We start from the raw sequence: 14,203 nt of genomic DNA, 5'->3' as shown, positions 1-14,203 counted from the left end.
CCCGCCCGCCACCGTTGGGCCCTATTCCAGCAACTTTTTCACCAATTCTTTTCTCTGCCTGCGCACACATATGTCATGAAAGGGTCTGCGAACCAATGACTTCCCCGAAAGCACCGATCACCCTCAACCGCCCGCTCCAGGTCAAGGACGACTTCGTCTACAAGGTGGGCGAGGTCGAACTACACCTGCCGTCCCTGTCCTACCTCAAGCCGGGCCTGATCCGCCGAATCCGCCGCCTCGGCGATGTCGACGCGATGTACACGCTGCTGGAGCTGACCTTGTCCGCCGAGTCGCTCGCCGTGCTGGACGAGATGGATCCGGACGCCTACCACGAGTTGCTGGATGCCTGGCGCACCCACTCGGGAGTCAACCTGGGGGAATCCTAAGCCTCGATGCTCTTCTCGAAGAGCATTGCGAGGCTATCGAATACGACCTGATCACGCTCGGCTTGCGACTGCGTCAGCTCGGCACGGAGGTGCTCGGCTGGCGCGAGCTGAAGGCGATCATCCGATGGCTGCCCGCCGAATCCGCGCTGTTCCGCGCGATGAACCCGGACTCCTACCGCTGGCAACTCGACCAATTCCTGCTCGCCGACATCACCGATTCCCTGCGCTGGCTCGTCTGGGCGAAAACCGACGATGCCAGAAACGGGCGCAACCGTCCGGAACTCGTGCCGAGGCCCGGCGTGAAGTCGAGCCGCGAACGAATCGGCACGGCGACCGGGATCGGCGAGATGAACGAGTTCCTCAATTGGGAGGAATAGCTCGCGGGCGTTGATCTGCGCAGTGGCCGAGAAAGTAGATGCGAATGTGGAGAAACAAATGAGCTCCGATGTGCGGACTCCGCCGGACTCGAGGCGCCCTTCGGCCACACGTCCGCCGGTTATGGCGATGCCGGATATCCTGGCCATGGCCAACAGCGGTCAGCCAGCCCCGGGGCAGAAGGTTTCGTTGCCGAGCGGGGCGGTCTGGGAGGGCGGGAAGGTCACCGGCACCTCGATCATTACCTTGCCCGGTGATGATCCGATCCTGGTCGCCGGCGATTCATCCGGGTCGGCGAACGGGATCACCGGTGATTCTGTTCAAATCGGCTCGCTGGCAATGGCTTTCCAAGAGATTCTCGGCGCGGTGCCGCGATTCTTCGCCAATTGGGTCACGATCGGCGCACTCAACCGCTATGACCCGGATGCGAGCGGGGTCAGGACTCGGACCCGGATCGTCCGGGTCAGCTCGAAGACGACCCTGTCCGATCCGGCACCGCGCAAGGGCGGCAACGCCGCCGGCGACGAGGTAGTCGAGGAGTCGGGCGTGCCCGACGCCGGGATCGAGAGCCGGACGCCACAGCGCTTCGCGGCCGGCGGGATGGTGCAGGGACCCGGTGGATCGCGCCAAGACCTCATCCCGGCCCGGTTGTCGCACGGCGAGTTCGTGGTCAACGCCGCGGCAACGGCGAAGGCATTGCCCCTGCTGGCCGCGATCAACGGCGGCTGGGTACCCTCTCCGTCCTATCTGGGCGCGATGGTGCAGGGCTTCGCCGACGGTGGTCTGGTCGGCGGCGCGGGCTCGGCGGCACAGTCCTGGCGGGACCTGCTGCGTAGCCCGATCGCCCCGGCGGACGCGGACGCACCCTTCCGGCCGCAGGATTTCGGCCTGTTCGGGTTGGTGGCAGATGTCCTGGGCGGCATCGGAAATGCCGCCATCAACGCGGGCGGTGCGGCAGGCGCCGCACTGGGTTCGATAGTCGCCCCGGCCTTCGGGCCGGGCGGCGCGCTGAGCTCGGCGATCGGTTCCGGTGATCCAGCAGGTGCGCCGACCCCGGCCTCGACGACCGGCTCGGATGCGCCTGACCTGGGCGAGCCCAATCCGTTGGGTGCCGCCCTGCGGGTGCGGACCGAGGGCACGCCGGGTGGACTCGGCTTCGGTCGCGCGTATCAGGCGCCGATCGGAACGGTGCCGACCGGCGGCGCGGCCGTCGGGTCGGAGACGGTGCGCACCGCTGGCATCAATCCGATGGGTTCGTTGTCCACCGCCCTGGCGCACGGAATCGTCGGTGCGGCAACCGTAGCGGGCAGCCGGGTCGGTGCCGCGTTGGGTACGGTACTCGCGCCGGCTCTCGGTCCCGACGGATCGCTGGCTCCGGTGATCGGTGCGCAGCTCGGCAGTCTGATCGGCTCGAAGTTCGGCGGAAGCCTGTCGGCGTCGATGACCTTGACCGGCGAATCCGGCCTTGGCGCCAGCGGGCCGACCAGCCTCGGTGCCGGGGACCCGGGGAGCGGCGCTGAGGGAAGTTCACCTGCGCCGCTTACGGATTCAGGCGCTGACGCCACGGGCTCCGGTGCCTCGTATTCAGGCGGCGCGGGGTCGGGCTACACCTATGGCGCCAGCCCCTCGGCGGCGCAGCAATCGCCGGCGGGTTCGTACCTGGTTCGCAACCGTCCGAGAAGGAACGAGCCGCAAGGGGAGCAAGGCGGCGGGGCCGTGACTCCGGGCGCCGCCTCCGTCGCGCCGGGAGCGAATGACATCACCCCCCAAGGTGATTCACCCGTCGACGGAACGCCGTCGGTCGGTGCGGCGGGATTCGGCGCGCAGTCGCTCGCACTCTACGACGAGATCTATGACCCGAAAACCGCCAGCTTCAAGGACTTCCTCAACGTCGCGGGCGGCAAGCTCGGCGGGGACGCGGCCTCCGTGCTCGCGCCGCTGCTCGGCACCAACGGCAACCAGATCATCGAAGCCGGAGCGCAATTCGGGGCAGCGCAGGGCGACGCCCTAGGTGACCTTTACAAGAGCGTCGACCCCGAGGGCAAGTGGTCATCGAGCATCGCCGCCGTCGTCAAGGAGTACACCGGCATCGACTGGAGCCCGACGGGCACCCAGAGCCCGACTCCGCAGATGACCCGTGATCAGCAGGCCGGGCTCGCCGCCCTGCAAGGTGGTCTGAGCGGTCTGCAACAGCACGGCTTGGTCGGTGGAGTCACCGGTGCGATCAAAGGTGCGGCGTCGACGATCGGCAGCACGCTAGGTACCGCTGCCGGGACTCTGGTCGCCCCGTTCCTGGGCCCGTTGGGTGCGCTGGCCCCCGCGGTCGGATCAATGATCGGTTCGATGGTCGCCGGCACCGCCGCCGAGTTCGTCACCAAGCCGATCGAGCTCGTGGCCAGCGGGGTGAAAGAGGAGCTCGGATCCGGTTTCGGCCTGACCAACCTCGCCAAAGGTCCGGGCGGTCGCACCGCCCGGGGAGACATCTACAACTTCAACGGCATGGACCCCAAGAGCGCCGCGATCGCGGTGGAGCGGGTTCGCCGGCGCCGCACGGTGGCGCAACAACGCGGAGGAGGGCTCGGTCGATGACCCACCAGCTATTGGACAGCCAGAACACAAAGGTCGTCCTGTGGGACGTCAACGGCAGGGTGTGGCACCTGTCCGGCTCGAATGCCGGTCGGGAAGGCGTCCGGTTGTCCAACCAGACCGGCTACATGTTCGCTCCGGTGCAACTGCTCGTCAACGAGGGTGCCCGCCAGGACGGCGCGACCTTCCAGCGTTCGATCCGGGCGAAGAAGGAATGGGACTTCATCGCCGTGATCTCCCAGTCCGCGAAACGATCTGGTACGGACCCGGTCCGAGATTTCTACGCGGTGCACGACGCCTGGTTCCGCGGCTGGTCCACCGACAAGCCCTCTACCATCGGGTTTTTCACCCGGCATCAGGGCTGGCGGTTTCAGCAGGTGCAGCTGGATGCCGCCCCGGAAGCCGTCGGCGAGATCGATCCGGCACGTAATGCGCTTGCGCTGTACAAGATGTCGGCGACCGCGATGGATCCGCTGGAGCGACACTTCGACGAAACCGCTGTCTGGACGAACACCTCGGCGCTCAACGAGGGCAAGGTGCGGGCCCGCAACGCCGCCGACCAGCCGGCCTGGCCGCGGTACACGATGAATGGTCCCGGACGCTGGGCGATCCTGGATCCGACCGGTAGCGAGATCCCGCGGATGGTGCAGACACCCAGGCTCACCGCGGGGCAGACGCTACGGATCGATACGCATCCGCGGCACCGGACCGCTCGCCTGTACTCGGGGAACTCCGCGATCGCCCAGAATGTCTGGGGACAGCTGGCCGGCCGGCGTTGGCTCGCCGCGCTGCCTCCATGGAGCGCCACCGACATCGTCGTCCAGGTCGACGGCGGCAACCTGCAATCGAGCCTGGTCGTCTCGGTCACGCCGCGATCGTCGAGGCCGTTCTGATGAGCATGCCTGCCTGGGACCCGCAGAGCGAAGCCCTGCGCATGGACAAGGCGTACAAGGACGAACAGGACCAGCTACGCGATCCCGAAGTCCTGGTGCGCTATTGGGACAAATGGATGCAGGAGGTCGGCGAAGAGCACAACTACCTCTCGCTGGAGTTCACCTATCCGCGCAATGCGCCGGGTGGCCTCAAGATGATCTGCCCGCGCGACATGGTCCATTTCGACCACCTCTTCAACAATGCCGATCACGAAGACGCCACCATCCCGATTACGGTGAACACCAAGGGGTTCCGCTGGGACGGCTATATCACCAAGGCGTCGATCGTCCGAGATGAGTTCGGCGTCGAGACCGTCGACATCGAGGCCATCCACTGCTGGAACCACATCGCGACGATCTGTTGCTGGGCAAGCCCTTTCGCGCCGATCCTCGCGCAGTTCCCGCGGCATATGATCCAGTTCGGCCCGGTTCGCACCATCATCACCAACTACCTGACGGCGAACCTGATGCGCTTGCAGGCGCCGGGCTGGGTGCCGAAGCAGGATGCGGATAAGCCGGAGTGGGGCGGCACCGGCAACATGCTCTTCCCGATCGCCGTCGTCCCCGTGGATCCGTTGCACGACACCAGCAAATGGAGTGCGGCGTCGGCGCGCTTCGACATGGCCGACAAGCTGTTCGCTCCCATGCTCGAAGACTCCGGCGTGATGCTGACCGCTCGGTTCTATCTGCCCGGTGAGGACGAACAGCCCGCGCCGGAATGGTTCTACCTGGATCGGCCGACGGTCGTCCTGGAGACGGTGGACAAGTCCGGCGTGACCGGCGCGACCGGCACGCTGCTCGACGGAATCCGTTCCTGGATCGAGGAATTCAACGGCGACGGCACCACGCCCATGCGCTACCCGAACCTGGACTCCACCACCGAATACGAGGCGGTGTACGGCGAGCGCCTCAGCGCGGGCACCTTCCGGAACTTCCCCTGGGTGTGGTACTTCGAAGGCGAGTACTCCGGGATCGGAAAGTCCGAGATCGCACTGCACAAGCCCACCGCCACCGACATCATCGTCGGCGGCCGGTCGCCCGGCTGGGTGAACGCGGGCATCGAGTTCGTGATCAAGGGTTTGCTGTCGCTGATCGGGCTCGGCTGGTTGTATCGCGGTCAGCTCAACGACGTATTCCTCGCCTGGAACGTCTACCGCAACATGGAGCGGGTGCACCGGGCCGGGCCCTACGCCTTCCGCGAGCTGTATATCTCGGGCAGTGACAAGGCATTCAACCTGGACGGCCTGGTTGCCGCGCGCCAGGGCATGCATCTGACCCGCGGTTACACCAGCAAGCGGGTGACCGTCGAGGACAACGCCCCTTACATCCTGGGCAAGGACTACGGGCTCGGCGACCAGATCGGCTTCGCCCTGGACGGTCAGATCTTCACCGACTACGTGACCGAGCTGACCTTCACCGATGACCGCGAGACCGCCGCGAAGTGGCACATCGTGGTCGGCGACGGATCCGATGAAGAGGACTCGATCGTCAAGGCATGGCAGCGGCTCGGCCGTGTGGCCGCCGCGATCAAGGATCTGGCTACCGACGTCGGCGCCGATCTCGACCTGCTCATCTTCTGAGCCTTTCGAAGAGGAGAAACCATGGCGGACATATCTTTTCCCGCCCACATCACCATCACGCGGGCGCCCGACGTGGACGGGTTACCCATCCTGACCGCGCAGGCGACCATCTCCGACGGCTTCGCGATGCTGGACCTGCCGCCCGGCCCGCGCGGTGCGCCCGGCGGCCGGGGCCGGCCCCGCACTACGTTCCGGAAGATGGGCGAGATCGCCGACGCGGCGGCGCGGCCGACCGGGCTCGGGCCGGACGATCGCGGCTGCTGGTGGCATCGGATCGATGACAACGGCATGGACGTCTGGACCGGCACCGAGTGGCGGCATTCACCGGATGCGGTCGGACCGCAGGGGGCGGTCGCGGAACCGACCACGATCACCGTCACGGACACGGTGAGCCTGGAGAACCTGACCGAGCCCGCCGTCGAGTTCGCCGGTCCGGGGGCGAACCAGAAATTGAAGGTGACTGTCCCCTCGGGGCTGCGTGGTCCGAAGGGGCCGCCGGGCGCCTCCGGGCAGATCACCGAGTCGCCGGACTACGACAAGGTTCGGGCCCCGGGCGCCGGCGGCATCCTGGCCTACGACCGGTCCACCCGGAAGTTTCGCTCGGTTGCCACGCCGCTAGGACTCGGCCCATGGGCGTGGTTCCAAGAGGACTTCGCCGCCGAACGGCAGGAGGACACCGGCCGGATCGAGGGCGCCACGTTCGCCATCCCGCCGCTGCCCTTCCGCTGGCGGCCCATCGTCTACGGGCACATCTACACCCGCGCGGAACCCGGCACCTCCGCGGAAGCGACTGTGCGGCTGCATCATTCGCAAGGTGAGATCGTCGCGACATCGATCGCCGCCAGCGGCGATTGGATGTACCTGCCGGTCACACCGTGCTATCGCGACGGCACCACGTCGAAGGTGCTGTCGCCGACCTCGGACTTCGCCACGGTTCCCGCGGGGCAGCCCGCGAATCTGGTGGTCGCGGCCGAGAAGGTCGGTTCCGCCGGCGGCAAGATCGGGCTCTCGCCCGACCGCGCGTCGATCGTCCTCTTCGCAGAACCTATCGAGTGAGGTGAGATGTCTACTGTAAGAGAGTATTTCGAATCCACCCAGATCCGTGGCATCGACGAGGGGATCGGTGTGCCCGGTGTGGTGCAGTCCATGCACGGCACGCCCCGGAACGGTTCGCTCGAGCTGATGACCGGTACCCCGGGCGTGCGCGGATTGCCCGGTGAGCCCGCACGCCCGTTCCGATGGGAAGGCGACATTGCCGACCAGGCCGCGCTCGCGGCGCTGACCCCCAAGTTGACGCTGGCCCATGCGGGCAAGGCTTGGCGAATCCTGTCGACCGGCACGCTCGTCTATTGGAACGGCACCGGATTCGACGAGTTCGCTGCCGCATTCGGTGCCGCGGGCCCCGACGGGCAACCGTGCACGCTCACCATCGGTACGGTGGACACCGGCCCCGTCGGGTCCGAGCTCCAGGCGACGGTGACCGGCACCGCGCCGAACCTCGTGCTGAACCTGACGGTGCCGCGCGGCAAGAAGGGGCGCAAGGGCGAGGCCGGTGGCCCTGGGCCGATCCGCAACGCGTCCGATTACGCCGACGGTCCGCATATCGATCGAGCTGTACCGGCATGGGATTCGGCCACCGGGAAATGGAAGCCGCGGCCGTACCCGGGCCTGCGCGGCCCGTGGACCATCCTCGAGGGCCGTTCCTGGGACGGCGGCCCGGGCTTCGCCGGCTCGGAGGCCGGCATCACGGCCGCCACCAAAAACATTGCCCAGCTGAATATCCCGGCACAGGACACCGATTGGCGTCCGATGATCACCGGTGGCGTCGTCGTGCGTCCCGACGAGAATTGGAACCAATTCACCACCCGCATCGAGGCGGAAGTACGCATCGGCTCGGCGACCGGCCAGATCGTCGCACTGGGCAGCGGCCTGGTGACCGGTGTCAGTACCCGGGCCCGATTCCAACCCTTCTACGGCGTGCGCGGGATGACCCCGGCCAGCACCGTCGGTGTGGTACCTGCCGGACAGCCGGTGACGCTGTATGTGCTGCTCCGTCGCGCGATCGGCACCGCCAGCTACGAATACTCCATGGCCGACGCGCAGATCGTGTGCATGGCCCGACCCGTGGGGGCGCTGTGACCGACGATAACGCTGTGACCAGCGAAACAGCCGTCGTCTACGACGACGACATCATGATCACCATGCGTGGCGTTGCCGACTCGATCGGACTGCCCTACACGGTGAACCCCTTCGAGGTGGTCGATCGGGAAGCGCTGATCGAGCTCCGGGAAGGTAGCCAGGGTGCGGTCGGTCCGGAAGGCGACGCGGCATGGCCGTGGTCGTGGCAGGGCGACATCGCCGACGCGGCCGCGCTGGGCCGGCTCCCGCTCACCACCGCCGACGCACGCAAAGCATGGCGGGTCGTGTCGGACAACAGCATCTACTACTGGACCGGGATGGGGTTTGTCGCGTTCAGCGACGCGTTCCGCGCAAGCGGTCGTCGAGGCGCGCCGAACCAGCTGACCGGTGCGGCCGTCGCAGGCGTCCCCGGCTCGGCCGCGGCGGCCCGGATCACCGGGACCGCGCCGGCCCAGCAGTTGGAGATCACCTTTCCCCGCGGCGTGACCGGCGACGCCGGCGATCCGGGGGCGAGTGGCCGGATCCAGGATGCCTCCGATGTCCTGATCAATGACGAGCGCCCGCTCGGTCAGGATCATGTGCTCGCCTGGGATGCCGCAGCGCAGAAGTTCCGTCCGGCGCCCAGCCCGCGGCCGAACGGGCCGTGGGTGATCGGGGAGAAGCAGATCTCGGCCGCGCAGAATGTCACCGAAGACACGAAAACATTTGCCGCTATTACGATTCCGGCGCAGCCCACGGCATGGCGGCCGATCGTCGAGGGTGGTGTCCAGGTACAGACGGAACAGCCGACCCGCTGCAATATCGAGGTTCGCATCGGCAGCCCCAAGGGTGATCTCGTCGGACTCGGCTGGAGCCATCGAGTTTCGCGCATCGCGTATGTGCTCATCTCGCCGGGCTTCCAGTATCCGATGAAGCCCGACGCGACATTCGGCGTGGTACCCGCCAATCAGACGGTTACCCTGTACGTCCTCGCGCATCGAGTCGAGGGCACCGGAAGCTACAACATCTACTCCAGCTATTCGCATGTCAACGTGCGCGCGCTTCCTGTGTAGCCGGGACCGCGATTCTTACGGCTGATCAAACGGCCGCTCTCATTTTCCGCAAAACGGTATGCCGTTTCCGGCTGCCTGCTGTCCGAAAGGCATTGATCCATGGCCGATCTGCCCCCGTTGAAGTACGGCAAAGTCGTCGGGCGCTTCCTCGCGAACGTCATCGACGACGGTGACGTCGGGGACACCCCTGAGTTCCCGCCGCTGACCGGCTCGATCACCTTCGCCGCAGACGCGCCGAAGGTGCTTGTCCCAGGTGCGCAGTTGGGGCCGGCAACGTACGTACAACTGCCGAGTCATTACGAATGCCAGTTGGACGAGTGGGGTTTCGTCACCTGGCGAGGCCGCCGCGGTGTGCGGCTCGTCGCGCCGAGCGCCGCCACGAATCCATCCCAGTGGACCTGGCGGGTGTCGTTCGACCTGTCCTATGACGGTGAGCGGGTGCCGCTGGAATCGTTCAGTTTCACTGTGCCCGAGTATGTTCCGGGCGCGGATCCGCAGAATCCGGACGTCGGCTCGACCGGCCTGGTCGACCTGACGCTGGCTTCGCCGGTGCCCGCCTCCGCGGGCAACGCGATCGTCATGGGACCGCGTGGTGAAGGCATCAAGATCGATGGGCAGGTCGGCACCTACGCGCAGCTGCCCGCCGCGCCCGCCGAGGGCGCCCAGTATGTGGTCAAGGCAGATGGGTTGTTGTACGTCTATCACGCGGCGACCGGCGGCTGGTTGCCGAACGGCCAGGGCGTGGTCATCCGTGGTCAGGCAGGCACCACCGATTGGGCAGGCATCACCGGTAAGCCCGCGACGTTCCCGCCGGTCATCGGCAGTACTGCGACCACGGCAGTGGCCGGCGACGACCCGCGCCTGACCAATCCTCGCGCGCCGATCGCGCACACCCATCCGGCGAATCAGATCACCGATTCGACCGCGTTGGGCCGGACAATGCTCACCGCGGCCGGCGCGGCGGACGTCCGTACCGCCATCGACACCATCGTCAGCACGGACCCCCGGCTGTCGGATGCCCGCACGCCCACCCCGGCCGGGCAGATCTACGACATCGCGTTCAAGTCGCACAGCGGAACCCGGGCCGCCGGTGTCGGCAATGTGATGCCCGAGGGGCTGCGGATCGAGCGCAAGGTCACCGTCAGTTCGGTGACGTATCGGGGCGAGACCGCCGGCACTGGCAACCTGGTCGTCGAACTGAAGGTCAACGGCACCACGACCGTCACCGGCTCGTCGGCAACCATCACGCCCGCGAATCAGGCTGGTGACACCACTATTCCGTTGACATACACCTTCAATCCGGGTGACCGGCTGACCGTCTCGATCACCACGCTGGACGCCGGCACCGGCAAGGGGCTGCAGGCCAGCCTCAAAGGGGTGACCGTCTGATGTATCTCGGTTGGCCACTATCCGCCACGAAGCAGGAAGTCAACGAGTTGCCGGTCGGCACCGGATCCGGCACGGTCCCCAAGCCGCCGGACCCGCCCACGCCGGAACCGGCGCCGACCGAACCCGGAAGTGGCGCGGACACTTCGGTTTCGGTGGGTGCGCAGTAATGGCATTCATCGTTGCGGCCGGGACCGCCGCGGCCGCGGCGCCGATGGGTATGAACAAGAACGGCGTGCAATCCGTCCCCGGTGGCACCTCGAACGTCAAACTGACCGGGTGGACCGTCCGCAATGGATACGCGGACACCGTTATCAGCGCGAACCACGAACTGATTTCCAGCGGTGCGGCGACGGCGACGGTGCGGTGCCGGCTGGAGGTATCCGGCAACCTGACCGCCACTGAGCAACGCAGTTTCGACGTGATGCTCAACGACAGCCCGATCCAGACCTTCGCCAGTACGGCCGGGTCGGTGAACATTCCGGCCAAGGCGGTGACCCTGGCGCGCGGCGACCGGGTGTGGGTGCGCATGACCGGTTCGTCGTTCGGCTCGTTCGCCACCACGGTCGCGGCCGGTGTGAACAGTTACCTCTCCTTCGACCTCAACTAGCGAATCACTCATCTCTTTCGGAGGACCTGATGTCGTTCGTCATCGTTGCCGGCGTCGCGGTGGTATTTCTGCCATCCGGCATGAAAAAGAGCGGTACCCAGTCGATGCCGACTGGTGACTGGGGGCAAATCACCGGCTGGGTCGCCGACACCGCCGGATATCCGGGCTCCGTAGTCGTCGGCACCACCAAGAACGGCCTGAAGGCGTTGGCCGACAAGACATCTGCCAAGGTGCTCGCGGCCATTCCGTTCACCGACGCGACCACCGGCTTCGGGGGCGCCACCCAGTTGCAGGCCCGGTTGCGGGTCAACTCGAAGATCGTCGCGACCATCGACCCGCCCGTCGAGGGGCCGTCCGGAACATTGTCGGTCAGCGCGACCGTCGATATCGCTGCCGGTGACGTAGTCACCGTAGAGGCGCTCGCCTCCGTGTCGCCGGGCGGTGTGGAAGGCACCATCTCGGCCGGCGGCTACGTGCGGATCACCTGACACACCCGGACGCCGTCGCGGCCGAATCTCATTCGGAAAGTAGGACAACTATGTCGTGGACCGGTGATCCGGTATGGCTCGCGGATGTGCTTCGCGACGAAGGGCTGCGGGTCGTCGAATTCCCGGGGTGGCGTGAGCGCGGCCACGGGGATTTCGGTGAGATCTGGGGCATCGTTGCGCATCACACCGGCAGCTCGCAGGCACCGCCGACCGAAATCGCATACGGCATAACTTCTTTGGCTGGTCCGCTGTCGCAGATTCACCTCGCGCAGGACGGCACAGTCACCGTGGTCGCGGTCGGTGTGGCCTGGCACGCCGGCGCCGGTTCGTGGCCAGGGCTGCCGGAGGACAACGCCAACTTCCACACCATCGGTATCGAGGCCGCCAACAACGGCACCGAGGGGTGGTCGGACGCGCAGTACGACGCCTACGTCGGCTGTTGCGCGGCGATCTTGCGCAAGCTCGGCCACGGGGCCGATCGGGTGATCGGCCACAAGGAATGGGCCGGGCCCAAGCAAGGCAAATGGGATCCCGGCTGCATGGACATGGACCAATTCCGCGTTGATATCGCGGAACGATTGAAAGGCAGTGCACTGATGGCACTTTCGGATTCCGAGCAGCGCGAGCTGCTCGACAAGCTGCGCCGGGTGCACTTCGAGCTCACCTACGGCTTCCAGTCCCGGGTCGCGGACTCGGAGTACCGAGACACGGTGGCAGGCTACGTGCTCAACTCCGACGCCGCCGACTACCGCACCGAGCAGCGGCTCAAAGCCCTCGAACTCAAACTCGACCGATTGCTCGCCGCCGCGGAAAGGCGAATCTGATGCCACTACAACGGATTCCCGAGCCCGCGTTGATCCGGTCGGTGCTAGTCGCCGTTACCGGAGTCATCGCCTTCACCGTCGGGCATCAGATCGATACCGCGTGGATCGAGGCAGTTCTCGCCGTGTACGGCCTGCTCACCCCGGTGCTCGCCGGCCTGCTCATTCGACCGGCGGTGACCCCGGTCGACCGGCAGGAAGGCAGGCTATGAATGACTCAGCACTGGATGAATCCCGAACTGGTGCAGGCCTTCGGGATCGCGGTCGCCACCGTCATCGGGGCGATCACCGCCTGGCAGGCGCGTGAGGTAGGCAAACTCCGCACCCGCGTCGACGTGCTGGAAACCCAAGCGGCAGACGACAAGAAGCGTTTCCGCGAAGCGATCCGCCTGATCCGCGCGCTCCAGCAACACATCGACGAGCTGCGTGGGTTCCTGCGCTTGCACGTTCCTGGTCAAGAGCCCCCCAAGGCCCGCTACAAGATCCCGTCCTCTCTGCAAGAGGAAATCTGAAGCAGGACAAGCCGTTCACCGCGGGAAGCACAGAGAGTGAAGTAGCAATGTATGAGAGTTTTATGGTCGTCGAGGTACAGCCGACGCTGAACGGCGACACCATCCACATCCCCGGGTTCAAGCGAATCCAGGCGGTCGAATGCGATGAACGGTCCAACACGGCCCGGCTGATCATTCGATATGAAATGGACAGCGTCGAGGTCCACCGGCTCCGGGTCGGAGCGGGTGGGGAACAGTTCAACGGCTACTGGGAGCTGGGCGTGCAGAAGATGCGCGACGGCAGGCAGATCATGTACTACGAGCACCACGTCTTCCGCAACGGTGCCTGGATCGCGGTCGACGCGCCGGTCACATAGCCGGTGTGAAGCCGAACAAGCTGTCGGCGAACACATCTGAACATCCCGACATGACAAGCGGCCCGGAGCTATCCGGGTCGCTTTGTCGTTCCCGCGGGCATGACCGCGGTTTCGTCCGGTCAGCCGTAGGTCTTGTGAGCAGTTTATGCACGTGTATCAGGCGGTATTCCGTAGTGTGCGGATAGAGGCCATCAATCTCGAGGGCGAAAGAGTGTGTCCACTATGACCAACCAGCTGAACGGGGCAAGTGGACGAGTACGAGCAATCTTTGACGGGGTCGTCAGTGCTGGGTTGCGTCGTGGGTCGGTTGTCGGTGCCTCAGATGGGGAGATCGATCGTTTCGCTGCGGAGCAGGGCGTGGTCCGGGTTCCGGCAGCAGTACGGGAGGTCCTGCGGATCATCGGCGGCCAACCGGGATTATGGTTCGCTGGTACACATTTCGGTGTGCATGTCGTTGACGCCGGCACGAAGCGCGCCGCGACCGCAACCGTCGACAATGTACCGCACGACATTCGCGATATTCCCGGGATGCTGGTGCTCAGCGCTCATCAGGGATACGCGTACCAGATGATCGACGGGGCAGTGCTCGATCAGGATGATCCGCCGGTGTGGGATGTCAGCGAGGGCGAGGAGGCCCGTCAGGCATGGAGCAGTGTTTCGGCATGGTTTGCCGCCTCTGCACCGAACATTCCGGAATTGTACGAGATGCTGCAGTTGAAGCGGGAAATCGGTCGACCGGTTCCGAGCTGGGCAGCGGATATCGAAGATTCGTAAATGTTGCCCGATTACAGGCCCTCTATCGAATGGCTGCTCTGATCGAGTCTCTTTCCAGATGCCATATCGACCCACAACGTGTGAGTCGGATTCAGGCATAAATCAAACTTAGCTGCCAACTGAAATAACAAGCGGTCCGGATTCTCCGGGCCGCTTTGTCGTATTGCCGTGTGCTCCGCGAGTTGACACCGCGGTGCGTTCTCGGA

Annotated in this window: 16 protein-coding genes; all 16 read left to right on the top strand. The window is 65.8% G+C overall.

What is annotated here, in order from left to right; all coding sequences use genetic code 11:
• The first annotated feature begins 95 nt into the window (after positions 1 to 95).
• The 16 genes from ACFYO1_RS22995 (at position 96) to ACFYO1_RS22920 (ending at position 13,997) form a co-directional block, all read left to right on the top strand.
• Positions 96 to 386, top strand: coding sequence for a hypothetical protein (locus tag ACFYO1_RS22995; protein WP_387234349.1), 291 nt, complete (start codon positions 96 to 98; stop codon positions 384 to 386).
• Positions 387 to 448: 62 nt separating this feature from the next.
• Positions 449 to 763, top strand: a complete 315-nt coding sequence (locus ACFYO1_RS22990) for a DUF5361 domain-containing protein (protein WP_150400186.1) — start codon at positions 449 to 451, stop codon at positions 761 to 763.
• 127 nt (positions 764 to 890) lie between these two features.
• Positions 891 to 3,350 carry a hypothetical protein gene (locus ACFYO1_RS22985; RefSeq protein WP_387234346.1) on the top strand — a complete coding sequence of 820 codons (2,460 nt, stop codon included), beginning with the start codon at positions 891 to 893 and terminating at the stop codon, positions 3,348 to 3,350.
• The gene (locus ACFYO1_RS22980) at positions 3,347 to 4,240 is read left to right on the top strand and encodes a phage tail protein (RefSeq protein WP_387234343.1); all 894 of its coding nucleotides are present in this window, start codon (positions 3,347 to 3,349) and stop codon (positions 4,238 to 4,240) included. The genes ACFYO1_RS22985 and ACFYO1_RS22980 overlap by 4 nt, the downstream gene beginning before the upstream one ends.
• On the top strand, positions 4,240 to 5,859 hold the full coding sequence (locus ACFYO1_RS22975; protein WP_387234340.1) for a phage tail protein: 1,620 nt from the start codon (positions 4,240 to 4,242) through the stop codon (positions 5,857 to 5,859). Before ACFYO1_RS22980 ends, ACFYO1_RS22975 begins: the two co-directional genes overlap by 1 nt.
• 21 nt (positions 5,860 to 5,880) lie before the next feature.
• Positions 5,881 to 6,915, top strand: a complete 1,035-nt coding sequence (locus tag ACFYO1_RS22970; RefSeq protein ID WP_387234337.1) for a hypothetical protein — start codon at positions 5,881 to 5,883, stop codon at positions 6,913 to 6,915.
• A 6-nt stretch (positions 6,916 to 6,921) separates the two neighbouring features.
• The gene (locus ACFYO1_RS22965; RefSeq protein ID WP_387234334.1) at positions 6,922 to 7,998 is read left to right on the top strand and encodes a hypothetical protein; all 1,077 of its coding nucleotides are present in this window, start codon (positions 6,922 to 6,924) and stop codon (positions 7,996 to 7,998) included.
• A gap of 14 nt (positions 7,999 to 8,012) precedes the next feature.
• Positions 8,013 to 9,050 carry a hypothetical protein gene (locus ACFYO1_RS22960; RefSeq protein ID WP_387234331.1) on the top strand — a complete coding sequence of 346 codons (1,038 nt, stop codon included), beginning with the start codon at positions 8,013 to 8,015 and terminating at the stop codon, positions 9,048 to 9,050.
• A gap of 99 nt (positions 9,051 to 9,149) precedes the next feature.
• The gene (locus ACFYO1_RS22955) at positions 9,150 to 10,439 is read left to right on the top strand and encodes a hypothetical protein (RefSeq protein WP_387234328.1); all 1,290 of its coding nucleotides are present in this window, start codon (positions 9,150 to 9,152) and stop codon (positions 10,437 to 10,439) included.
• 166 nt (positions 10,440 to 10,605) lie between these two features.
• Positions 10,606 to 11,046, top strand: coding sequence for a hypothetical protein (locus ACFYO1_RS22950; RefSeq protein ID WP_387234326.1), 441 nt, complete (start codon positions 10,606 to 10,608; stop codon positions 11,044 to 11,046).
• Positions 11,047 to 11,075: 29 nt separating this feature from the next.
• A complete protein-coding gene (locus ACFYO1_RS22945) occupies positions 11,076 to 11,534 on the top strand; it encodes a hypothetical protein (protein WP_387234323.1) in 459 nt (152 codons plus the stop codon).
• Between the two features lie 50 nt (positions 11,535 to 11,584).
• Positions 11,585 to 12,358: an N-acetylmuramoyl-L-alanine amidase gene (locus ACFYO1_RS22940; protein ID WP_387234320.1), complete on the top strand. Its 774-nt coding sequence runs from the start codon at positions 11,585 to 11,587 to the stop codon at positions 12,356 to 12,358.
• Entirely contained in the window at positions 12,358 to 12,567 is a 210-nt protein-coding gene (locus ACFYO1_RS22935; RefSeq protein ID WP_387234317.1) for a hypothetical protein, read from the top strand. Before ACFYO1_RS22940 ends, ACFYO1_RS22935 begins: the two co-directional genes overlap by 1 nt.
• Entirely contained in the window at positions 12,568 to 12,867 is a 300-nt protein-coding gene (locus tag ACFYO1_RS22930; RefSeq protein WP_375921380.1) for a hypothetical protein, read from the top strand.
• Between the two features lie 62 nt (positions 12,868 to 12,929).
• Positions 12,930 to 13,223, top strand: a complete 294-nt coding sequence (locus ACFYO1_RS22925; protein WP_387234314.1) for a hypothetical protein — start codon at positions 12,930 to 12,932, stop codon at positions 13,221 to 13,223.
• Positions 13,224 to 13,445: 222 nt separating this feature from the next.
• On the top strand, positions 13,446 to 13,997 hold the full coding sequence (locus ACFYO1_RS22920; RefSeq protein ID WP_387234311.1) for a hypothetical protein: 552 nt from the start codon (positions 13,446 to 13,448) through the stop codon (positions 13,995 to 13,997).
• Positions 13,998 to 14,203 lie beyond the last annotated feature (206 nt).

The organism is Nocardia sp. NPDC006044, from assembly GCF_042871115.1.
Classification (GTDB): domain Bacteria; phylum Actinomycetota; class Actinomycetes; order Mycobacteriales; family Mycobacteriaceae; genus Nocardia.
The sequence above is the reverse complement of the archived record's forward strand: the minus strand, read 5'-3'. Positions and strand labels throughout refer to the sequence as shown.

Excerpts from the sequence above, each read along its gene's own strand:
- ACFYO1_RS22995 (WP_387234349.1), top strand. The coding sequence starts at position 96 with ATGACTTCCCCGAAAGCACCGATCACCCTCAACCGCCCGCTCCAGGTC.
- ACFYO1_RS22985 (WP_387234346.1), top strand. The coding sequence starts at position 891 with ATGCCGGATATCCTGGCCATGGCCAACAGCGGTCAGCCAGCCCCGGGG.
- ACFYO1_RS22980 (WP_387234343.1), top strand. The coding sequence starts at position 3,347 with ATGACCCACCAGCTATTGGACAGCCAGAACACAAAGGTCGTCCTGTGG.
- ACFYO1_RS22975 (WP_387234340.1), top strand. The coding sequence starts at position 4,240 with ATGAGCATGCCTGCCTGGGACCCGCAGAGCGAAGCCCTGCGCATGGAC.
- ACFYO1_RS22970 (WP_387234337.1), top strand. The coding sequence starts at position 5,881 with ATGGCGGACATATCTTTTCCCGCCCACATCACCATCACGCGGGCGCCC.
- ACFYO1_RS22965 (WP_387234334.1), top strand. The coding sequence starts at position 6,922 with ATGTCTACTGTAAGAGAGTATTTCGAATCCACCCAGATCCGTGGCATC.
- ACFYO1_RS22955 (WP_387234328.1), top strand. The coding sequence starts at position 9,150 with ATGGCCGATCTGCCCCCGTTGAAGTACGGCAAAGTCGTCGGGCGCTTC.
- ACFYO1_RS22950 (WP_387234326.1), top strand. The coding sequence starts at position 10,606 with ATGGCATTCATCGTTGCGGCCGGGACCGCCGCGGCCGCGGCGCCGATG.
- ACFYO1_RS22945 (WP_387234323.1), top strand. The coding sequence starts at position 11,076 with ATGTCGTTCGTCATCGTTGCCGGCGTCGCGGTGGTATTTCTGCCATCC.
- ACFYO1_RS22940 (WP_387234320.1), top strand. The coding sequence starts at position 11,585 with ATGTCGTGGACCGGTGATCCGGTATGGCTCGCGGATGTGCTTCGCGAC.
- ACFYO1_RS22935 (WP_387234317.1), top strand. The coding sequence starts at position 12,358 with ATGCCACTACAACGGATTCCCGAGCCCGCGTTGATCCGGTCGGTGCTA.
- ACFYO1_RS22930 (WP_375921380.1), top strand. The coding sequence starts at position 12,568 with ATGACTCAGCACTGGATGAATCCCGAACTGGTGCAGGCCTTCGGGATC.
- ACFYO1_RS22925 (WP_387234314.1), top strand. The coding sequence starts at position 12,930 with ATGGTCGTCGAGGTACAGCCGACGCTGAACGGCGACACCATCCACATC.
- ACFYO1_RS22920 (WP_387234311.1), top strand. The coding sequence starts at position 13,446 with ATGACCAACCAGCTGAACGGGGCAAGTGGACGAGTACGAGCAATCTTT.